Raw genomic sequence first — 22,171 nt, forward strand, 5'->3', positions numbered from 1 at the left:
TGCCTTGGCAAGCTGTATCCCACATATTTTAGTTACAATTACGATTAAAAAAATCCAGCCTCCCGGGAGACTGGCTTTAAATTTACTCTTCAACCAAAGTAGACGTAAGTTTGTTTGAACTGGGAGCTAAGCTCTCTTCTCGGATAATACCCAACCCAGAAGCCACCACGTATAATTTCTCAATGTGCATCCCTGCAAGATCAAGTGAATACTTAACGTGTACAAGTTTGCGTAACTTACCCAGAACTACTCTTTCCTCTTCTTTAACAATCACATAGTCAGCTTTCACCTTCCCGGTCGAAGACCAGATAAGCTGGCTCCATTCTCTATTATTTAAGTCAAGAATAATATTTTCATTCTTTTTGCCCTTGTTGAAAATTAATTTTCCATCTTCAGCTGTGAGGTAGTAACGATACATTGTTTCTTCCGGAAGATCATCCGCATAGCGAACTCCTTCAGGAAGCTTAGTTTTTAGTCTCTCGCCCGGTGAAACTTTTCTTACTTTAGGTAACTTCGTCCATTCTTCAATAACATAGCTTCCATCATCATTCACCGTAGTGCATATTACCCTTTTGGTGATCCCAAAATCACTTAATTTTAATTTTATGCTTTCTCCTGGCTGTGGCCCTAAAAACTGAGACACATCAGAAGAAGCCCAAACAGTTTGGGAAACTAAAACCAAAACAACCAATACGGCATTAATTATTACTGAGTACAACGGTCTTTCCTGTCCCCGGATGATAGGTAAATACAAAATCTCCATGTTCAATATTTCTACCTTGGCAAATCACTGTGACATCTGTCTCAACGACATCGGTCTCATCGACTTGCCGGGTTTCAGTTTTATTTAACAATTCTGTCTTTGAGTCCTCACATTCCCTGACCCTTCTTTTGGTCCTTTGTTCCTCTGCCGTATAATATTTTCGCCAATATGCAGAACCCCCAGACCCTACAATGAAAGCACGGATATATTCATAATAAATATCAGTTTCTCTCACTTTTTCCCATTTTGTGACTTCCTCCCAGACAACGCACTCAATTAGTCGACATCGACAATTCGGATGCGGCCTTTTCACCGCAGGGGTATCGAAGTATTCACCATCCAATTTTTTGCATTCAGCACATGCCCCATCACTCGCTTGCCACCGATAGAAAATCCCTAAAACAGTTCGCTCAGGAGGAAAATCGATAGGCCCAACTCCACCGGTCATCAACCCATCAGGATCATTAAAATTAATCGGATCATCCAAGCAATACCCATAAACATCCACATCACCGCCACCATATCCAAGCGGATCTTGGGCTGTAAAACGCCCAATCTCGGAATCATACTCGCGGAAACCGAAATGAACCAACCCGGTATCTTTATCAGTAAGCCCGGATGCAAAGCCAAGCGGCAGATAAAACTGCTCATTTGTATCCACCAACACATTTCCAAACGAATCGTATATAATTCGCTTTATCTCATTTCCCTGATCATCAGCAACCATAAAAACCGATCCGACCTGATCAACTGCCAGATAGAACGTCTTACCCTCGGATGTCATGATAATCTGGTCAGACTCTTCATCGTGGGTAAAAGTTATTTTATTCTTACCCGTTCCGTCAGCGATTGCTTCAATAGTCTTGAAATCTTTCCACTTATATTTTTCGACAATCTCACCGTTAATTTTCTTAGCAATGCGCACACCACGTTTATCGAAAACGTATTTAATAATTCGACCATCAGGCAGAACAACCTTACAGAGCTGACCATTGGACAGGTATTCGTATTGAGTAACCCTATTTTTGACTTTCTTCTCAGACAGGCTTCCATAAGCATTGTATGTGTATGTGGTATCACCAGCCTGTAGAAGACGAAGCTTATCATCATACTCGTAGTGCCTACGCCCAGAATGCAATGTTTCAGAAACTAACCGCTCGCCCTGCGCTCCGTACTGGTACTGCTCAACAAGACGATCTCCCTCCCAAACCTTATTCAGTCTCCCGCCTGCATCATATCCATATTGGAGATGAAGATCATTCGGATCAAACGCGAGCAACCTCTCAAATATGCGCCACTTTTCATCACGTGCAGCAGCCAGAATGGAGAAGGGCTTATCAGCTCCGGGGACAGTAAAAGCGATGGTACGAACCTTTTCATCAGGATCAATTTCAATACCATCCTTGGCTAGTTCGTCCTGAATACTTTCTCCGGTTCCAGCTTGTACATATGGATGAAGCGGATGTTGAGAATGCTGATGATTAACACTTGCTGTGGCTGCACTAAATTCTGCTACAGCTTTCCTTCCGTAGTCCGTTTCAGCCAGTCCGCGAACAACGGGCAGGTTTGGATTCTGTTCCATAAACTGAGCATGGACCATTCGCTTCAGTTTGGCGAAAATAGCTTTGGATTGCTCCTGCTCGTATAACTTCTGATCCCATCTACGTTTGGTCTCCGGCTTCATCATAGATGAATAAAGTTTGTCTCCCATTGAAAATTCTGAAAAATCAACTCTCGGCTCTTTCAGTTCCTCACCTGTTCTGCGGTCAACTATCTTCCAAAGATTTTCGATCTGCATTTCCGCTGGTTCGGTTTCACCGTACAGCACCAGACCAGTTGTCAATTCACTGCGGGGTCTAAGCTCCATCCGGTAATTAGTGAAAGATTTCATTCTTTCCTCCAGTCTTAAAGGTTGTTGGGGAGTGCCCAGAATCCTTGTGATCCAAAACAGCCCTCCCCTTTGACCTCAAAATTAAATGACAAAACGGACCTGAATCAGCTAACTCAGGTCCGCCTTGAAAGGAAAAATAAACGATTTAAAATTGTCTCAACATCATCCCACAAGCCCCAGAATCATCCCCGAAAAACAGGGTCAACCGGGACGGCCAGCCAATGCCTATAACACCCCTATTACATCACTGAAAAATGTTGACCTTCAAAAAAATAGACCAATAAATACAAACAGTTAAGGCCGTACCCCTGTGCTTGACACGCAAGAGGTCAACAGTTCAAAGAAGCTCGTGCCGACCAGAGAATTCAAGGACTTACGTTAATAAATCGTAAGTCCTTTTTTATCAGGATTCTTCACTGCCCTTTCTTTGAGGTAGAGCCATTTACTGTTGCCGATTCCTCAGGAAACAGTGTACAGGAAGTCCTATATGATTCTTTCGGAGTTATGATACAAAACAGCCATCCCGAACTAGTGCTCCCGCTCGGCTTTGCCGGGGGACTATGTGATTCCGATACCGGGCTGATCCATTTCGGCTACCGAGAATACGATCCGACCATTGGTAGATTCATTTCTCCTGATCCTTTGGGGTATGCTGGCGGTGATGTGGATCTTTATGGTTACTGCGGAGATGACCCGGTTAACTTTATCGACCGTATGGGTCTGAGTGACACCAGTGAGGCGCAGGAGGAAGACGAGGGCGAAGGAACTGAGCCTGAAAAGGAAGACGAAAATTTCTTTTGGACGGTAACTCCCAAAGAGAATGCCTGCGAAAAATGTCAGGCACTCAAAGGAAAAACCTTTAAGAAAGAACCTGAAAGACCGCACCCCAACTGTAAGTGCGAAATCAAGAGACATTTCAAGGGCATCACTATTATGGGTAAACTTGATGGTCAAGGCAGCAGCGAAAGTCATAAATTCGGTGCCGGGCAGAAAATCGTTGTTGAAGTGAGGAATCTCGGCCCCTTTTTTGCCGGGGCAAGAATTCAGGTTGACGGCGATGTGGAGGAAAATACTGGACATATGGCTCCGGGCCAGTCCAAGTCTTTTGATTTTACGAAATTCGGCGAGATACCGGTGCCATGGGAAGTGGCGATCACCTGCGATGGAGCCGACAATTCCAGTATTCTTTATTTCATAAGGGGTTAAATGAAATTCACAACATTCTTTCTACTCATCGCACTGTTCATACCAACGAATAGCTGGGCACAATCTATATTGCCGCTCTCTTGCGATGATGTAACCAAAATTGAGGTCTGGCGTCTTCGTGGAGAAGTTTGGCACTGTCCAACCAAAGAAGGCTATCATTATATAGTCATGGCCTACCTGACGAAGGAGGCCCTGACACGATCGGCTCAAATATATGAGGAGGCTGAAGAAACTATCGTTATGGTCGATAATTGCAAGGTTTTCACTAGACATGTGCAAATTAAGGCTCAAGGTAGACTCATACAGAGTGATGCTCCCACCTGGGACAACTTCCGTGGTTACAAAGCAGTCATCATAAGTAAGAAAACCAAGGAAGGGGCCTTTGAAGCTGCCCGGCTGATCTGCCCAAGCAAAGCACCAACGGTTATGCTTACAGATGGAAGCTGACTCTAGGTTGAAAAAATCAAGAAGCCCCGTCAGCACTTGCTGCGGTGCTTCTGTTTTACCCGGCTTTATCTCCCCCTTTGTTTCCGGAGCTAAAATTCAGGTTGACGGCAGTGTAGGTGAATATTCCGGGTGGATGGCTCCGGGAATGTCGGAATCTTTTGAATTCACGAAATTTTGCGAAATACCGGTGCCATGGGAAGTGGCGATCACCTGTGATGGAGCCGACAATTGCAGTGTTTTTTATCCCATAAGAGGTTAAATGAAATTCGCAACATTCATTCTACTCATCGCACTGTTCATACCAATGAATAGCTGGGCACAATCTATATTACCGCTCTCTTGCGATGATGTAACCAAAATTGAGGTCTGGCATCTTCGTGGAGAAGTTTGGCACTGTCCAACCAAAGAGGGTTACCACTATGTGGTCGTAGCTTACCTGACGAAAGAAGCTCAGGCACGCAGGAATCAAGTGTATGAGGCTACTGAAAAAACTCTCTTTATGGTCGATGAATGCAAATATTTTATTAGATATGTGCAAATTGAGGCTCAGGGGAGACTCATACAGAGCGATGCCCCCACCTGGGATAATTTTTATGGTGCGGAAGTAGTCATTATAACCAAGAAAACCAAGGAAGCAGCCTTTGAAGCTGCTCGGCAGATCTGCCCAAGCAAAGCACCAACGGTTATGCTTACAGACGGAAGCTGACTCTCGGCTGAAAAAAAATCATATACCTGCAGGCATATTTCTAACCCGCAACTCAATAGCATCAAATCTCCAGTATTCATGCTCCACAGTCAAAACAACGCCTGATCCATCTGTCTTTATCCTGCGGATATACATTCCCGGTGACCCCGGCAGAACATCAAGCTCGTTTGAAACTTCCGGTGAGTGAAATTGAGGGCGTATCAACAGATCTTTCTGAATCAGTTTTATCTTGTATTCTTTCTCAAGAACCTGAGTCATAGCCTCCGTACGGGTCTTGGGAATAATTCCCGCAAGGCGTTCAGCGTGGAGATAATTTTTGGTGTATGCGACTTTCTGTCCGTCCAGAAAAAAAATATTTTTCATCACATCCACTTCAGTCCCATCAGGAAAGCCTTCCAACAATCCGGACGAATCTTTATCCTTTTCAACTGTAATCCGCCCATCTTCCTCCGTAGTCCAGCGGGCTTCGCGGCCTTGCGATGCGGCAAGCCGGGCAAAGTTTACATGGTGAGCCGGATTGTAAACCAGGCGAACGGGATTGACGTACCACCCCCGGCGGTCAAGTCGATAGATTTTTCCTTCACGCTGCAGCATGGTCAACGCGTGACGCACGGTATTGCGGTTAGTCCCTGTTTCCGCGCAAAGCTCGCGTTCTGACGGAAGCTTGTCCCCGTGCCGTAATTCACCGGATTTTAACCGATCAAGAATAACCTGCCGTACAATCTGATAAAAACGCTGTTTTTCCATTAAAATCCCTCATTATTTATCACCACGTTCGTATGGCACTTATTTTTAACAATGTCATTACGGCTTTGTAACACAAAAACTCGCAATCTGGGTTAACCCAATTGCTAATGTAAAAGTTATTGTGTAAGGAAAGACTCATTCCTTGAATGTGTTAATATTCAGTCCGGGAATGATTGCCTTTGGTTTAGGCAAAGGTTTTATCCGTTCAACCTGCAGCATATTACCGCATGGATTCCATGTGGTAGCAAAAGCCCTCAATGATTCTGTCTTAGCTGATTTATTGCGGGGGCGGGAGAAAAGTATGAAATTTATACGTGTAATTTCAGTAGGTCTGGTGCTTATGCTGATCGCTGCCACAGCCAGCGCGAGCACACTTGAAAACGTTCGCAAGGAAGGTTTTCTTAAATGTGGAACCCACATTGAAAACCCGGGATTTTCCTCTTTGGACAGTAACGGCAAGAGAGTCGGTTTTGATGTCGACTTTATGCGTGCAGTCGCTGCCGCAGTAAATGTTCCCGAAATAAAATTTGTTCCCCTGACTTCAAAGGAACGTCTGCCCGCTCTCCAATCCGGAGAAATTGATCTTCTGGCTCGCACCACGACTTTGACCATGAGCCGTGACGTAAAACTAGGACTCGATTTTACCGTCACCACTCTTTACGATGGTCAGGGAATGATGGTTCGCAAATCTCTTGGAGTAACAAGTGCCAAAGATCTGGACGGAGCTTCCGTATGTCTCCAGACCGGTTCTACCACCGAACTCAATATTTCAGATTACTTCCGTAAGAATGGAATGAAGTTTACGCCTGTTGTATTCGATAAACAGGCTGATGTTCGCAAAGCTTATGATGCAGGCCGCTGTGATGTTCATACAACGGATATTTCCGGTCTTGCTGCACAGCGTTCACTCATGAAAGACCCTGCTGAGCACATCATTCTTCCTGAAGTCATTTCCAAGGAACCTCTCGGACCCTATGTCCGTCAGGGTGACGATCAGTGGGAAGATATCGTCCGCTGGACTGTCTGGCTGACTATGGCTGCTGAAGAAAAAGGCATTACACAGGCTAATGTTGAAGAAATGTATGCCGACAGCAAGGATCCTGAAGTCCAGCGTATGCTGGGAAAAACAGGCTCGCTGTGGACAGATTTGGGTCTTGATGACAAGGCTCCTGTACGCATTCTTAAATCTGTGGGCAACTATGGCGAGATTTTTGACCGCCACCTCGGCCCTAAAACCCCTCTCCGCCTTGAAAGAGGCCTGAATGCCCAGTGGACCGACGGCGGTCTGGTTTACGCTCCCCCTTTCCGTTAGAATCTACAAGACTGATCCAGTCCGTGTCGGCATAATGCCGGCACGGATTTTATATTTTAAAATCCATGAGCCCTGTGTATCTTTTACTTCTTTAACTTGAATCCACCTCGGCTCGAATGGAGAGCTTTTTTAATGTCCGAAAAATCCGCACCTCCGAAAGTTCCGGTCTGGCGCAGCCCGCAAGGCAGGGCCTGGATATTTCAGATCTGTATGATGACAGCGTTTCTGTATGTGGCGATATCCGCTTACAGAAATGCTCTTACAAACCTTGCCAAGCGTGGAATCAGTTCCGGATTCGGTTTTCTTTCCAATGAAGCCGGATTCAGAATCGGTGAGATAAATTCCATACCGCTTCCAAAGGGCGGGGTCCTCTGGTTTCTTGTCAGTCTGATTGCAGGCCTTGCAATATGTAAGATTATTTCACGGTATCTGAAGGATAAAAATAACGGTCCCATGGACAGTCGGTGGTTTTCCGTATGCCTGCTCATAAGTTTCGGACTGCCTTTGCTCACGCTGTACCTGTTCAGAAATGATATCGAGATTGTCCGCTATTCGGAATCTTCAAGCTATACTCTAGCACTGGATACAGCCCTTATAAACACCTTGAAAGTTACGTTTATCGGCTGTGTAGCATCAACTGTCCTAGGACTTCTGGTTGCGCTCGGAAGACTTTCCCCCAACTGGCTTTTACGTAACCTATGCCGCTGGTATGTCGAACTGAACCGCAACCTCCCTGTTCTGCTGCAACTGTTTTTCTGGTATTTTATCGTCTTCCAACAGCTTCCGAATGTGCGCAAATCAATTGATATAGGCGGCTGGCTGATCCTTAATAAACGCGGACTTTATATACCGTCACTCGTACCCCTGTCCGGGGCCTGGTTGTTCTGTACAGCCGTTCTCGCGGCCATTCTGGGCATTCTGGTTCTCCTCAGACGTTCAAAACGCATGCGCAATGAAACAGGGACTCCGGGCAAAGTGTTCCTGCCGGGACTTGCGCTGCTGGTTGTCCTCCCTTCACTTGCCTGGTTAATCACCGGTACTCCATTCAGCCTCGATTTTCCGGTTCTTAAAGGATTTAATTATCAGGGCGGAACCGGGCTTACTCCTGAATTTTCCGCCCTTGTTGTCGGACTGAGTGTCTACGTATCCGCCTTCAATGCCGAAATAATCCGTTCCGGAATTCAATCTGTAGCCAAGGGACAACGGGAAGCCGCGCGTGCTCTGGCCATGAAAGAACGTCAGGTAATGCGGGTGGTTATTCTGCCGCAGGCTATGAGGGTTATTGTCCCGCCGATGACAAGTGAATATCTGGCCATTGCCAAAAACAGTTCTCTGGCCGTTGCGATAGGTTACCCGGATTTTGTCAGCGTCGGCGGAACCATTTTAAATCAGTCAGGGCAGGCAATTGAAATTGTCGGAATCTGGATGGGGGTTTATCTGTGTATTTCCCTGCTTATTTCCGGCGGAATGAACTGGTACAATAATAAAGTCAGGCTGGTGGAGAGATAGGTATGGTTAAAGAAATTCCGGATAGACTTCCGCCTGCTAAAAACATCGGTTTTATCGGCTGGATACGCAACAATCTTTTGTGCCCATGGTACAACGCCGTACTGACTTTCAGTACCGCCTTCATTGTTTACATTCTGGTCAAACCGTTTTGGAACTGGGCGGTTGTAAACGCTTCCATTTCACTTGACCCGGAAGTGGCGAAGCAATCCAGCGGCGCCGCATGGGGATTTATACGCGAGATGTGGCCGGTCTTCATGACCGGGATTTATCCGGCAGCGGATCGTTGGCGTCCGCTTGTTGCTCTTGCCCTGGTCATTCTGCTGATCTGTTTGAGCATGGCCGGGAAATTACGCTCCACACGATGGCTCCGCGCCTTATGGATTATTTCTCCTTTTGTTGTTTACGGCCTTGTGCACGGCGGTGCTTTCAGCGGTCTTCCGGTAGTGGAATCTCACTACTGGGGCGGTCTTATGCTTACAGTTATTCTGGCAGTAGTGGCCATGATTGCCGCATTCCCCATTGCCGTTCTTCTTGCGCTTGGCCGGACTTCGGACATGCCGGTGGCTAAGCCGTTTTGCATTGCTTATATTGAACTGGTCAGGGGTGTCCCGCTGATAACAATCCTTTTTATGGCCTCGGTTGTTCTGCCTTTGTTCCTGCCGGGTGATGTAAAACTCGATAAAGTGCTTAGGGCAATGGTCGGTATAACCATGTTCTTTTCCGCTTATCTGGCAGAAAACATTCGCGGCGGACTTCAGGGAATATCCAAAGGGCAGTATGAAGCTGCGGATGCATTGGGCATGAGCTACTGGAAAAAGACTATTGTGGTCATTCTTCCTCAGGCATTACGCATTGTAATACCTCCGATGGTCAATAATTTCATAGGGATACTCAAAGACACATCTCTCGTCGGAATCGTCGGCCTTGTGGACCTTCTGCAGGTTGCTTTTGCTACAACTTCAAATCCAAAATGGTTCGGACGTCTTGAAGAAGCTTATGTTTTTGTGGCCTTCTGGTACTGGGTGCTTTGTTTTGCTCTTTCCAGTTACAGCCGCCATCTTGAAAATAAAATACCATCCGCAGACAAATAGCGGGTTGCTATAATAAAGGAAAACCAAGTGCAAAGAACTCATCCCCATGATGCTCTGCATCTGGCAGAAAGTCCGGCGGTAATAAAAATTCGCGGATTGAATAAGTGGTACGGCCAGTTCCATGTCCTGAAAGACATCAATCTTGAAGTCCGCCAGGGTGAACGTGTTGTTGTCTGCGGACCTTCCGGCTCAGGCAAATCGACCCTTATAAGAACCATCAACCGCCTTGAAGAACATCAGGAAGGAACAATCGAAGTCAAGGGAACCACTTTGACCAACGATGTCCGTAAAATTGAGATGATCAGACGCGAAGTCGGCATGGTATTTCAGCAATTCAACCTGTTTCCGCATCTTTCCATATTGGAAAATGTAATTTCCGGTCCGGTTCATGTGCGCAACATGCCGCGTAAGCAGGCTGAAGAAATTGCAATGACCTATCTCAAACGAGTGGGAATTGCCGAGCAGGCGGATAAATTTCCCGGCCAGCTTTCAGGTGGACAACAGCAGCGGGTGGCCATAGCCAGAGCTCTGGCCATGCAGCCCAAAATCATGCTTTTCGATGAACCGACTTCTGCCCTTGACCCCGAAATGATCAAGGAAGTTCTGGATGTTATGCGCGAACTGGCTGAGCAGGGAATGACCATGATCTGCGTTACCCACGAGATGGGATTTGCCAGAGAGGTGTCTGATACAATGGTTTTTATGGATAAAGGACAGGTAGTTGAATATTCACCTGTTAAAGAGTTTTTTGCCGCACCGAAAGAAGAACGCAGCAGACTTTTCCTTGAGCAGATTTTAAATCATTAATTCATATTCGTTTTTTCAACATGACCGATCACGATTCTTTTCGCCGGAGTTTTTTCATTGTCGAAATTAAAACTTATTAACGATACCCCCCTGATCTGGGGGCATCGCGGTGCTCGGGCTCTTGCTCCCGAAAACACATTGCGTGCCATGCGTAAGGGGCATGATGCCGGAGCGGACGGATGGGAAATTGATGTACAGACTACAGCTGACGGGGAGCTTATCATTCTGCATGACTTGAATCTGCTGCGCACCACGAATGCAGGGGTTCATCCTGTCATGTCGGGCAAGAAATTTCCCCTGCCATGGCTGGCGACATTGGAGGAGCTTAAGCAGCTCTCGGCTGACATTTTCCCACGCAGATTCTGTCCTCCTCATTATGCGGAAAAACCCTGGCTGGATATGCCTACGACAGTCTCAAATGATGTCTGCATCCCCACTCTCGGCGAAGTTCTGCAACTTGCAGACAAACTCGGCATGTGGGTAAATATCGAGATCAAGGACCTTTCCAGGGCTGTGCCAGCAAAGATTGAACATGACATTGTAGAAAGGGTACTCAAGAGCGTTGACTTGTATTCCATGAATGACAAGGTGCTCCTTTCTTCATTTAACCACTCCTATATGAAGCGAAGTAAGGTGTTGAATCCGAAAATCCTGACCGGACTTTTGACTGAGCACAAATTCAGCAAAGATCCTGTTGCGCTGCTCAAAGAAAATAAAGCCGATGCATGGCATCCCGGATTCCGATTTCTGACAGCAGACATCATTGCTGCGGTCCGAGAATGCGGAACAGCTATCAATCCGTACACTGTAAATGAACCGGACGATGTGGCTCGCCTTGCGAAATGGGGAGTTACAGGCCTTGTTACCGATAACCCTGTTCTTGCGATAAACGAACTTAATAAACGAACATAGAAAACCATATCAGCGAATTGCCAGCTATTTACTAGGCACTCCAGATGCCGCTAGCAATTTTTTCAGATTCAGCTATCGATAACACTTATGATAATTAAATAAATGTCGCCGAAAGCACAAAAGTCATGGGGAATATCACAACAAAGCGAATACCTCATGAAACACGGCGGCATGAGGACTGAATACATCTGATTACCCAGCCTGCTTGAATATACATCAGCTGATTTTACGGAATAGACATTGCATATTTTCGGGTCAGGAAAAAATTTCCCGATAAACGGAGCCTGATATGATCAACACAGTCCAGTCCGCATATGCAAGCAGTCCTGTTAATAAACTCCAATACCGCGCTGAAACGCAAACTACTACACAAAAACAGAAATCAGGGGATACAGTAACCATCTCCGACTCGGCACGAAAACTGGCTTCAATGACGCCTCTTTTGTCAGAGTCTCTGGATTTCTTTGATAATGATGAAAGCCTGGAAACAATAACCAAAAAATTCAAGGATGATGTCAACATTCTATTTTTGGAAAACGGTATCAGCACCGATCCACCGGTAGAACTTACCTCCGACAGTTCCGGCTATGTGCGAGTTAAGGGCGACCATCCACAAAAAGACAAAATTGAGCAGCTTTTCAAAGACAACCGTGATCTATCAAATGATTTCAGAGGAATAAGCGTAAAGAACAGTATTGCTGAAGCCGTGAAATTATCGCAGGAATTCGCCAAAGCTTACGAAAAGGACCCCGCTGAAGCATTGGCAAGATACGGGCACCTTTTCAATAAAACGAATGCTAAAGAATTCAGCATGATTATCGGAGGAGAGTCCCAGGAGTCGGAGTTTGTTTGAGTGGCCCATCTCCCCTGAAGCGGTTTGTTGACCCTACCGTGTTTGTATGATCAGATTTTGACTGGAGACTTCCGCTGAACGTGAGTTTAAACGTGGTAGGCGGAATAATGCGCGCCATAGCTCCACTCAATTATGATCCTCAGCAGGTTTGAAATGAGACTTCAGATTACTCTTCACCTATGGGGGTTCCATACAGATTTATATGGAGTTGGCTTACCTGTCGTTAACACGGGAGATTATCATGTTAAAATTATTTATTTTTTGCGCTTCACTTCTCTGTTTTATAGCAGTGCCGGCCATAGCTGCAGAAGCGGAAAAAGGCATACGGGTCAAGATAACCGTGCAAGGTCACGTGCTGAAAGCAACGTTCATTGATAATGAGACAACAAGAGCGCTTATAGCCAAATTCCCGCTGACAGTTTCGATGATGGATCTTTATTCCCGCGAAATGTGTTATCGCTTCCCTGATGCGTTACCCGCGAATGAAGCCAGCACCAGCGGTTACGACGTTGGGGACATTGTGTATTGGACCCCGAGACACAGTTTCGTCATCATGTATGAACAGAATGGTGAACGAATCAGCAATTTACAAAAGATCGGCCATATCGAATCCGGTGTAGAAATATTCCGAAAGACCGGAGATATTGATGTTACCTTTGAGTTAGTGGATAATTAATATCAGCCGGTATTCTACTCACCGTTTATTTCAGGCAGCCTAACTTTCTGCAGCGGATGTTATTACGCATGGTGTAAAAAAAGACCGAAAAAAGATAGGTTTGATGCCCGTCCCTTTAATTATCTTTTAAATATGTGGCGCAGGCGAAAGCCCAACGGGGCCAGCAGAAGCAGCAACCATTCAACACTGAAGGTTGCCTGCGGATTCAGCGTGCAGCCTGTGGAGGAAGCGGAACCGGAACTTGTGCTGGTTCCAACAGCCACCGGGTCAGATATTTCACCGAGATCGCGGTCTTCGTCAAAGCTGCCGTTATCCTTGATTACAAAATAGATGAAATACTCAGTACCCAGTGTGGTGTCGTCCGTTTGAGCCAGATGGTTGCCATCTGCGTCTGTCACCCACCAGTAGCCATCGATATTGTATTCCGGTCCGGTCAGGGCGTAATTACTATATTCCTTGGATGTCCCGTTGGTGTTGTAGAATTTCATCAGGGTCAGGTCGGAGACCTTGCCGGTCGGGATGGTAGCGGAACTGATCCTGAAAGTAGCGCAGCCGCCATTTATATCAATGGTGGCGTTGAAGGAATCAACATTACTTTTGGGTGTAAATCCGCCGGAATTGTATTTTGAAGTAAGTTCGGTGCCGTCCATTTCTTTGGCAACGCTTTCGGAAATACTGACACTTACCCCGTCCGCCTGGGTTTCACTTGGAAAGACGCTGCCGGACTCACTGGCTCCGGTATTCTGGTTGTCTTTTTGGGACCTGGGCCATTCAGTATTCGCAAGACCACCGGAATCCCCTTCTGATGCGCGCAAATATTGAGCATCGAACCCCGGATTCAAGATATAATAAATTGTTCCATCATTACCTATGGCCGGGGATACGCTGGTTGTTGTTCTTGAAGTATCCGCACTCCATTTCAGCGACCCATCAGCCTTTATAGCGTATAATTTAGAATTAAGTGTATGAATATAGATGGTTCCATCGCTGGCAATGGCCGGTGAGCCTACATAACCTTCTGTGGTATATTTCCATCTTTCACTGCCGTCAGCATTCAAAGCATATAAATAACCGTCCTGATCGTCATCTGCCGCGCCTGCTGTTCCGAAATAAATAACGCCCCCACTGCCTATAGCCGGCGAAGAGGAAATTCCGGTATCTGTTTTAAATTTCCATTTCAGTGTTCCGTCAGGCCTGACTGCATACAGATTCTGGTCAGCTCCATCCGAGCCGAAGTAGATGACACCATTGCTGCCGATGGCAGGAGGAAAATATACGGATCCACTTGCCTCATATGTCCATTTAAGTGTGCCGTCGGGTTGGATTGCATATAAATTATCGTCGCTTGCTTCTACATAAACAGTCCCGTCCGGCCCTATCACCGGAGCAGAGTTGAACCTTTTGCCTGAGTCATATATCCATTTTTCGGAACCATCAGAGTTTACGGCATACAGTTTACCATCGTTTGTTGCTACATATATGGTCCCGTCGTTTCCTATGGCCGGAGAATAGCCGATTGAACTGCCTGCTTGGTATTTCCATTTTTCGCTGCCGTCTGAATTTAAAGCGTACAATATCTGGTCAGATGCTCCGACATAAATAGTTCCGTCACTACCGATTGTCGGTGGGGAATAGATTTCGCCCGTAGTTTGATACTTCCATTTCTCCGTTTTATCAGTTTTGAGAGCGTATAAGACCCCATCTGAGCCACCCACATAAAGAATTCCATCACTGCCGATTGCAGGGGGATATGCCTTTCCCGTCTCTGGTGCAAAATTCCATATTAAACTTCCCGGTGTTGCCATACAGGGGGAAGCAAATACTATTAGAATGGATAGAACTGCAATTAAGCTTACTGCCGTCAGTGTAAGGGAGTGGCGAGAGTTTCCGGTGGAGTCTGAGATGTTCATGTTCTGCCTCTGCAAAGTTTTTGGACTTAATGCCCGGTCGGGAATTAATTTTTCCTCCATAACAACTCTGCAAAAGTGTGTATGTCCGTCAAAACACGTACAAATAAACTTGAGACTGCCCCCTTACACTTTGAGACAATTCTGCCTTCTCTATATCAATTAAATGGAAAGACGGACCTGAGTCCGCTACTCAGATCCGCCTTTGAAGGAAAAATGAACTTTTTTAAACTTGTCTCACCACTGCGTATGCCCCCAAATAACTAAAAAACGGGCATCAATTTTCGGTCTATAAATGGAAAGAGGGAGATTGATTTCTTAATAACTGTCATCCGCAACATCAATTTTCGACCCGGGCGCAACGGATTTGACCAGTTTAACTAAAATGGAACGATTGATACGATCTATTTCGTTTCCGTTGTCCTCTGCAATTTTCATTGCTTTGCGAATCTCTGATTGCAACCGGGTTATGCGGGATGAATATTCCCTGTTGAGGAAAAAAGATACGTCGTCACCTTCAGTCCGGGCATCATATTTGCGGTTTACACGAAGGCTGCGCAGTTTGAAATGGTACATAAGATTATTGATCTGAAAAAGTCCCCCATACCGTTTATGGGACTTCTGACGGATGTTTTTTGATACAATATATTTTTCATTGTCCTCGGCACTGAAATCATCATGGCTTCCCCAGTCGAAGCAATTGATATAGAAGCGTTTCCTGTCCTGCAGATCGATACGTACACAGTAATCCCCGTCTTCAGCCCCGTATGAGCCGTAATCTTCATTCCACGGCCCCATTTCCTTAAACGAAAAATAGTCCATGAAAAAAATTCCTCCGGGATGACTGCCTTTGAAATCAACCCGATCCAAAAGCTCTTCTCCGTACATGGTGGGGACGACCTTATAATGGTCTGAATTATAAAAAATCGGATATGAAAGGACGCTGACATCTTTGTGTTTTTTGCCCAGTTCACACATTTCTTTTAGCCAGCCGTCCTTGGAAAAAAAGATGTCATTGTCCAGCCTAAGATAATAAGGAGCTGTGAACTGCGACCATACGTAATTGGTCGCCACAGCCGGCCCCATATTCTTGGTAAAACGGTACGCCTTATGAACCAGCCCCTGTTCACGAAGTTCGCAAAGGGTATCCCAGGTGTCGTCAGTACTTGAATTATCTACAACGCATAGCGTGAAATCGCATCCGGCATGCTCCCATATGGATTCAATTGTACGCCGAGTATGAGCACTACGATTGTATGCGGTAACAGCAATACAGACTTCACCGCAGGGCAAAAAACGTGGCATTGCAATACAACTCCGCTCAATTTGATTTTGATTGCTGATTCAGTAGTTTTTATTTTCCCAATCCCACCCATCAAGGGCCGTACAAATCTGCACATCCGGGACCTAAGTCCAATATATTATGAAACAGCCCCATCTTTGCGAGTATAAAAATCTTTCTGTAATCCACTTTTTTCCTTCAATTTCGCTGTGGGACATTTTTTACTTTTTCTATAAAATATGATTTGTTAATACGAAATTAATATATCAACAGCAATATATAGAAAAAATCAACATTTCAAGTTCTTTATCAAAAAACAGAAACCACCGCTTATTTAACCGTTCCACAGAGCAGATCCATACCGGTATGGCAACACCCCCGAATATGCCCGATATAAAAAAAGGACCGCTTTTAAGGGCGGCCCTTCCATTTGTGCGCTTCAGTGTTTCACGGTGAGTACACACCAAGAGTTGAAGCCTGTTTGGACAGAAAAAACTTATATCTATCAGATTAAAATCAGACTTAAACTCATCAGAATACAATACAAAACCATAATTAAAGAGGTCTGGCCCAGCATGGCGATATAAACCGGCCCGGTCTGCGGATTCCCTATTTTTACGCAAAGTTTCATACCGAACGGCACAACAACCAAGGGGAGAAGCAACAAAAATGATTTCAAAATCATTGCCATAACAATGGTGCAGACTACTGCGAGCGCAAACCATGTTCGGTATTCATTTGCAGTAAACTTTCTTCCGAAACGAACAGCAAGAGTGCGCTTATCGGCTTTCGTGTCCGTATCCACATCACGGAGATTATTCACTACAAGCAAATTTGTGCTCAAAGCGCCTACTGCCGTTCCCGCCAAAAGTACGGTGAAATTAAAGCCTCCGGCCTGTACCATGTAGGTAAAACCGACTGCCACCCACCCAAAGAATATCATTACGAAAATTTCGCCCAGCCCCAGGTAGGCCAGAGGAAAGGGACCGGCGGTATAACCGTAGCCCAGCGCAATGGAAATGATACCCACGACCAGCAGCTTCCAGCCGCCATAAGGGACAAGACCAAATCCAACCACGAAAGCCAGTAAAAAGACCGCGGCTGTCATGATTTTCATTTTTTTAAGCGAGATCAACCCGGAAGCGGTGACCCGCTTTGGTCCCTGGCGTTCCTCCGTATCAGCACCTTTTATAAAGTCATAATAGTCATTTGCGAAATTGGTACCGATCTGGATCAACAGGGCAAACAGAAGGCACAGAAATGCCGGGATAAACTTGAAGGTATCGTCCTGCACAGCCAGAGAGGTTCCGACCAGAACCGGGCATATGGCTGCCGAAAGTGTTTTCGGTCGGATAGCCAGAAACCATGATTTCAATTTAATTTTCATAACATTTCGTTGATTATAAAGGCTTATTGGTAACACGCGCGCCTTGACCAATCCTGATGGGAAAACAAAGCACGCATCATCGCACAGCACAGTCATCCATAAAACAAACAGCGCGCTAATTGAAGATTCCATAAGAAACTCGTGTATTGTGTTCAACCTGAAATTCATAAAGTCAAGAATCTTTAACTATTATACAATTAATCATGCCATTTAACGGACAATTTGTAATTCACATTTATTCTAGGCCAACTCTTTACTGGTGGAGAACCGGTAAGCCGAAGAGACTGAAGGGAGGCCCTTGAGCAACTATGCCCCTTTCATAAAATGGGCCCGATATTGCGCAGGGCTGAGTCCAAGTCTTCGCTGGAAGGCCCGTCGTAAACGTTCCTCACGACCGAAACCGGATTTGTCCGCTACCCATTCAAGTTCCTGCGCTCCAGATTCAAGCAGTTCCCGTGCGCGATCGATCCGCAGCTGCTCAACAAAACGGCCCGGACTCATTCCTGTTTCCGAAGGGAAGATGCGAGCAAAGGATCGTGGACTCATATTGGCCTTTTCCGCCAGCTGGTCCACTGTAAATTTTTTATCCAGATTGTTTTCAAGCCAATCAAGAAGAGGCTTGAACCGTTTTCCAACCTTCGCCTGCAGAGCCAGTGTTGTGCTGAACTGACTCTGGTTTCCCGGACGCTTGCGGTAGAGCAGTAAAAGTCGAGCAACTTCGATAGCCAATGAAGACCCATAGTCGTTTTCGACCAGGGCAAGGGCAAGATCAATTCCCGCAGTTACCCCGGCACTGGTGGATACGTTGCCGTCCTGAACATAAATGGCATCAGGTTCTAAACGGATATCCGGGTAAAGCTCGGCAAATCTGTCGGTCTCAGCCCAATGTGTGGTAGCTCGCCGACCGTCCAGAAGCCCTGCCGCGGCCAATAAAAACGCTCCGCTGCAAACAGATACTGTTCGCACTGCTTTCTGTGAGGCACTACGAATAGACAAAATATTGGCCGGATCAGTCGCAGCCTTTTCTGCCTCCGGTCCCCCCGGGACCAAAAGCGTATCAATCACGTGCTTTCCGGGGGTTGTGTCAGCACAAAACCGCAAGCCGGATGAGGTCGACACGGGGCCGGGTTCGGTAGCGGAAAAAATCAACTCATACCCCTCCCCCGATCTCCCGCCACGAGCCAGCAACAGGTCGGCCGCATGAAAAACATCAAGCGGTCCGGTAACATCAAGCGCGAGTATGCCTTGATAGAAAAAAAATTCCATCTGCTTCTTCATGGAGACAAAATAGAAAAGAACGTATTTGGCTGCAATAATTAAAAACACGCTTTTTACGCCAACAGAATTTCAAACCTGACACCGTGTTCAAAGCAATAAGAATTAACCTGCTTGCACTGAACACGGTGCAGGACTGGCTGTCAGCTGATCCTAGACTTCAGACGTATAAGGCGGAGCAGGATTGTACTGGAGAATTTTCTGAATCTGACGGGAATGGTCAGGCGTGTGAATCTGCCCTATCAGCCACAAGGTCATGTCGATACCGGCAGAAACCCCTGCGGAAGTAACGATTTTTCCATCCCGGACGTAGCGCATATCCAACAGCTCCGTAATGTCTGGATCGTTTTTAAGAAAATCAGCAAGCATCCAATGCGTGGTAGCCTTTCGCCCTTTGAGCAGACCGGCCTTCTGCAGGATTAAAGCCCCGGTGCAGACTGAAGTCATGTATTCAACTTTATCATACTGCTCCCGTACCCACTCAACCGTATTGCTGTCTTTGATTGCATATTCATAAACATTGCCGGTTCCGGGCAAAACCAGAACGTCCAGATCCGGCGCACTTTCAAAACTGTACTGGGGGGTTACCTTCAGCCCTCCGCTTCCGGTGATAGGATCTGTCGTCTTTCCAATGGTCACAACACTGCAGGACTCAGGAGAGATGATATGTGACGCCGTAAAAACTTCCATTGGGCCCACAAAATCAAGTTCCGCGACCTGCTCATAAATGAATATTCCGCATGTTACTTTTTTTTCATTGTTTTCTCCTTTGCAGATAAGGGATTGCCGTTTTAGTTGCTCTGTTGCCCTGCAACGGGAATCCATACCGGTAGTACAGAAATTCCAAATATGAAGGGTCACAGGAGCAGCAACACCATTTGTCCTCAGTGCTTTTCTTCCGCTTTCAGCCAAACAGTGCTCTTTCCGTTTCATCTTTCCCGATAAAATCCGGGGTGAGCCAAAGCAGGCATTCCTGAAGACATGAACATCTAATTTCTTGAGTACAATGTAGGGAGGACACCCTTTGGCAGCAATGACAAAAAACAAGCGATTTATGCCAAGCGATAATTGAGGGAGTAAATCTTTGAAGTTGAAACAACTGCCCGGTGCTAAAAATTGCCATAGAGGCAGGATGCTCTGCTAATTTCCTAATTGCAGCAGGCCACACGAAAAGCCGACCCCTTGCGAGATCGGCCATTACTTTTTTATGAAATTTAAAATGCAGTGTATTAATTACCGCTGGTTGGGCTTGTTTTGATCGGTAAGAATCTCATTGCGCATATAAATCAGTAAACGAGCATTCAATTCACTCCAACCCAGAGATTCTGCAGTTTCCCAAATGGCTGTAAGTTGGTTCTGGTGCAGACTTGCCTGTTCATCAACAGCATCCGCAAGAACTGATTCAACAACCGGAACAAGTGCTTCAACGCTTTGCCGCACAGCACCGGCCAGATGCAGCACCTGCGTCCGGCATTCTTCATCATCCAGATGAGTGGCAAAAAGAAACAAACGGGCAAGCTGTTTCAGCTTGGCAGTAAAAGCAGAGAGCTTGGCATCCGGGGCGGAGACCTCCCCAAGGAGCTCAGCAGCATAAATTTCAACAAGTCCTTCCGCCGCAGCGATAAAATCGATAACGATTTCCCGCCCCATGCTCAGCTGATAACCGCACGCACCGTCAGCGTCCAAAGTCCGTTCAGCCACAACAATCAACTCATCAATCTGGCACATGAAATTAGCCACATCAAAACGGGACATCATATCGCCACCATGCGTAAACTCACGAATGGCGGCAGCAACCCGCTTTAAAACCTGCCCGGAAAACATCTGGACCTGATTTGAAATCTGCCGCACTTCCATTTCTCCGCCGAGCTCCTCGACTCCCCATTGAAGTATATCCAAGCGCATGAAGTCAGCGGCGATACGCGTGATTTCCAAATGGTCCGGAGAAAAAAGATATGTGTTGATATGTCCGGCATACATCATACATGCGCCGAGCAACTCCGCCCGAACAACACGGGCCAGTGCTTCTCCAACTCCCGGTCTGCCGAGATCTTCCAACGTCTTTGACAGTGCGGTAAAAATGTCAATGCACCCCATCCAGTCTGAGCGATCATTAAGGCACAGCGATTTTCCGGGCAAGGGAGCCCCTTCCAGAATCAACTCCTTGACCCGAGGAAGCACGCAGTCTCCGAAAACGGAACAGTCCCGCTCAAGGACAGCGGATAATCTGGGATCGGCCGGAGGCATGCTTCCCCCGGACGCAGCGAGAACGGTATTGACGTAGTCGTCCGCAAGTTTTCTGCACTCACTCACAAGACAATCGGAAAATTCTTTATCCAGACCTTTCTGCAACAGTTCCTTCATTCGTGTTCCCAAGTCCGAAAGAGCTTCCGGGGCCGGCATGGAGGCAAGCATTGTCCCGTCATCCAGCACGGTCGCATCCATATCCACAAAAACAGTTACATCGTTCAGGTCTTCTTCCCGTGCACAGGCAAAGGCATCCGCAAGGGCATCGGAGAACTCCTTTGCACTCAGGAAACGCCCGTCCCGTTCCTTGGCCATGGACCGGGCAATGATAGAATCAAAAGCACGGGATACACGGATATTGACGGAAGACGGCGCGGCCGGGACCGTACTCAAGACCTGCTGCATGATCTGAGTCAGAGAACCCTGAAACGGCTTTTTTCCCGTAAGCAACTGATAAAGGACTACTCCGGCGGAATAGATGTCGGTCCTGCGGTCCACACATTCACCGATAACCTGCTCCGGGGACATGTAGGACGGAGTGCCGAGCATGGCTCCGGCCTGCGTCATTTCCGAGGATTCCACACGTGCAATACCGAAATCCATGACTTTTACATTACCGGAGTCCACCAGCAGAATATTTGATGGTTTGATATCCCTGTGGATAATTCCCTTTTCATGGGAATAGGAGAGGGCTGCCAGGACCTTGGAGAACAGAATTTCAATCCGGTCAAGATCCATGGGTTTTCCCGAATCGAGTGCCTCCTTGAGTTCCCGGCCCAGAACCAGCTCCATGGCCATGAAAACATCAACTCCGTCCTGACCGGAATCCAGAACATGAATTATATTCTCGTGTCTGAGGCTTTTGGAGATGGCTGCTTCATGCAGAAAACGCTCAAGCACACGGTCCCTCTCTCCGGAGGCCAAAAGATCAGGGCGAAGCGTTTTGACGGCGACCTCCATACCAGATGAAGGGGCAAACCCTTTGTAAACCACGCCCATAGCACCTCTGCCGAGGATCGGACCCAACCGATAGCCTCCAAGCGATCTCCCCTCATTAGGGCAGGAATTATCCATCAAACGCATCCTTTTATAGCCCGTATTCCTACCGAACCCTCAAGGTTGCCGGCAGACCGAAAACGGGGAAAGAAGCTGA

The 22,171-nt window shown here is 46.6% G+C and carries 19 protein-coding genes; 10 read left to right on the forward strand and 9 right to left on the reverse strand.

Going from position 1 to position 22,171, the window contains the following annotated elements:
* Positions 1-82: 82 nt before the first annotated feature.
* Positions 83-718 (reverse strand): hypothetical protein, encoded by a 636-nt coding sequence (locus tag ACKU4E_RS08510; protein ID WP_320170644.1) that lies wholly within the window; start codon positions 716-718, stop codon positions 83-85.
* The gene (locus ACKU4E_RS08515) at positions 699-2,654 is read right to left on the reverse strand and encodes an RHS repeat-associated core domain-containing protein (protein ID WP_320170645.1); all 1,956 of its coding nucleotides are present in this window, start codon (positions 2,652-2,654) and stop codon (positions 699-701) included. Before ACKU4E_RS08515 ends, ACKU4E_RS08510 begins: the two co-directional genes overlap by 20 nt.
* Before the next feature lie 408 nt (positions 2,655-3,062).
* Between ACKU4E_RS08515 and ACKU4E_RS08520 the strand changes: the two genes are divergently transcribed.
* The 3 genes from ACKU4E_RS08520 (at position 3,063) to ACKU4E_RS08530 (ending at position 5,013) form a co-directional block, all read left to right on the forward strand.
* The gene (locus ACKU4E_RS08520; protein ID WP_320172623.1) at positions 3,063-3,860 is read left to right on the forward strand and encodes an RHS repeat-associated core domain-containing protein; all 798 of its coding nucleotides are present in this window, start codon (positions 3,063-3,065) and stop codon (positions 3,858-3,860) included.
* A complete protein-coding gene (locus tag ACKU4E_RS08525; protein ID WP_320170646.1) occupies positions 3,861-4,307 on the forward strand; it encodes a hypothetical protein in 447 nt (148 codons plus the stop codon).
* Positions 4,308-4,566: 259 nt separating this feature from the next.
* A complete protein-coding gene (locus ACKU4E_RS08530; protein ID WP_320170647.1) occupies positions 4,567-5,013 on the forward strand; it encodes a hypothetical protein in 447 nt (148 codons plus the stop codon).
* 18 nt (positions 5,014-5,031) lie between these two features.
* On the opposite strand, the gene ACKU4E_RS08535 is transcribed toward ACKU4E_RS08530, so the two are convergent.
* The gene (locus ACKU4E_RS08535) at positions 5,032-5,760 is read right to left on the reverse strand and encodes a GntR family transcriptional regulator (protein WP_320170648.1); all 729 of its coding nucleotides are present in this window, start codon (positions 5,758-5,760) and stop codon (positions 5,032-5,034) included.
* A 301-nt stretch (positions 5,761-6,061) separates the two neighbouring features.
* On the opposite strand from ACKU4E_RS08535, the gene ACKU4E_RS08540 reads away from it, so the two are divergent.
* From ACKU4E_RS08540 to ACKU4E_RS08570, 7 genes are all read left to right on the forward strand, one after another.
* Complete coding sequence (locus ACKU4E_RS08540; RefSeq protein WP_320170649.1) at positions 6,062-7,072, forward strand: amino acid ABC transporter substrate-binding protein; 1,011 nt, start codon at positions 6,062-6,064, stop codon at positions 7,070-7,072.
* Positions 7,073-7,204: 132 nt separating this feature from the next.
* Positions 7,205-8,581 carry an ABC transporter permease subunit gene (locus ACKU4E_RS08545; RefSeq protein ID WP_320170650.1) on the forward strand — a complete coding sequence of 459 codons (1,377 nt, stop codon included), beginning with the start codon at positions 7,205-7,207 and terminating at the stop codon, positions 8,579-8,581.
* Positions 8,582-8,583: 2 nt separating this feature from the next.
* Positions 8,584-9,672: an amino acid ABC transporter permease gene (locus ACKU4E_RS08550; protein ID WP_320170651.1), complete on the forward strand. Its 1,089-nt coding sequence runs from the start codon at positions 8,584-8,586 to the stop codon at positions 9,670-9,672.
* A 27-nt stretch (positions 9,673-9,699) separates the two neighbouring features.
* A complete protein-coding gene (locus ACKU4E_RS08555) occupies positions 9,700-10,479 on the forward strand; it encodes an amino acid ABC transporter ATP-binding protein (protein WP_320170652.1) in 780 nt (259 codons plus the stop codon).
* Between the two features lie 57 nt (positions 10,480-10,536).
* Positions 10,537-11,391, forward strand: a complete 855-nt coding sequence (locus ACKU4E_RS08560) for a glycerophosphodiester phosphodiesterase family protein (RefSeq protein ID WP_320170653.1) — start codon at positions 10,537-10,539, stop codon at positions 11,389-11,391.
* Positions 11,392-11,680: 289 nt separating this feature from the next.
* On the forward strand, positions 11,681-12,244 hold the full coding sequence (locus ACKU4E_RS08565; protein WP_320170654.1) for a hypothetical protein: 564 nt from the start codon (positions 11,681-11,683) through the stop codon (positions 12,242-12,244).
* Between the two features lie 241 nt (positions 12,245-12,485).
* A complete protein-coding gene (locus tag ACKU4E_RS08570; RefSeq protein WP_320170655.1) occupies positions 12,486-12,920 on the forward strand; it encodes a cyclophilin-like fold protein in 435 nt (144 codons plus the stop codon).
* A 119-nt stretch (positions 12,921-13,039) separates the two neighbouring features.
* Here ACKU4E_RS08570 and ACKU4E_RS08575 read toward each other — a convergent pair whose 3' ends face one another.
* The 6 genes from ACKU4E_RS08575 to ACKU4E_RS08600 form a co-directional block, all read right to left on the reverse strand.
* A complete protein-coding gene (locus ACKU4E_RS08575; protein WP_320170656.1) occupies positions 13,040-14,890 on the reverse strand; it encodes a PQQ-binding-like beta-propeller repeat protein in 1,851 nt (616 codons plus the stop codon).
* A 255-nt stretch (positions 14,891-15,145) separates the two neighbouring features.
* Positions 15,146-16,132, reverse strand: coding sequence for a glycosyltransferase (locus ACKU4E_RS08580; RefSeq protein WP_320170657.1), 987 nt, complete (start codon positions 16,130-16,132; stop codon positions 15,146-15,148).
* A gap of 482 nt (positions 16,133-16,614) precedes the next feature.
* Positions 16,615-17,628: a 1,4-dihydroxy-2-naphthoate polyprenyltransferase gene (locus tag ACKU4E_RS08585; protein ID WP_320170658.1), complete on the reverse strand. Its 1,014-nt coding sequence runs from the start codon at positions 17,626-17,628 to the stop codon at positions 16,615-16,617.
* A gap of 174 nt (positions 17,629-17,802) precedes the next feature.
* On the reverse strand, positions 17,803-18,822 hold the full coding sequence (locus ACKU4E_RS08590; protein WP_320170659.1) for a DJ-1/PfpI family protein: 1,020 nt from the start codon (positions 18,820-18,822) through the stop codon (positions 17,803-17,805).
* 102 nt (positions 18,823-18,924) lie between these two features.
* Entirely contained in the window at positions 18,925-19,548 is a 624-nt protein-coding gene (locus ACKU4E_RS08595) for a DJ-1/PfpI family protein (RefSeq protein WP_320172624.1), read from the reverse strand.
* A gap of 456 nt (positions 19,549-20,004) precedes the next feature.
* Positions 20,005-22,092, reverse strand: a complete 2,088-nt coding sequence (locus tag ACKU4E_RS08600) for a serine/threonine-protein kinase (RefSeq protein ID WP_320170660.1) — start codon at positions 22,090-22,092, stop codon at positions 20,005-20,007.
* Between the last annotated feature and the right edge of the window lie 79 nt (positions 22,093-22,171).

This window comes from Maridesulfovibrio sp., from assembly GCF_963677005.1.
Classification (GTDB): Bacteria; Desulfobacterota; Desulfovibrionia; order Desulfovibrionales; family Desulfovibrionaceae; genus Maridesulfovibrio.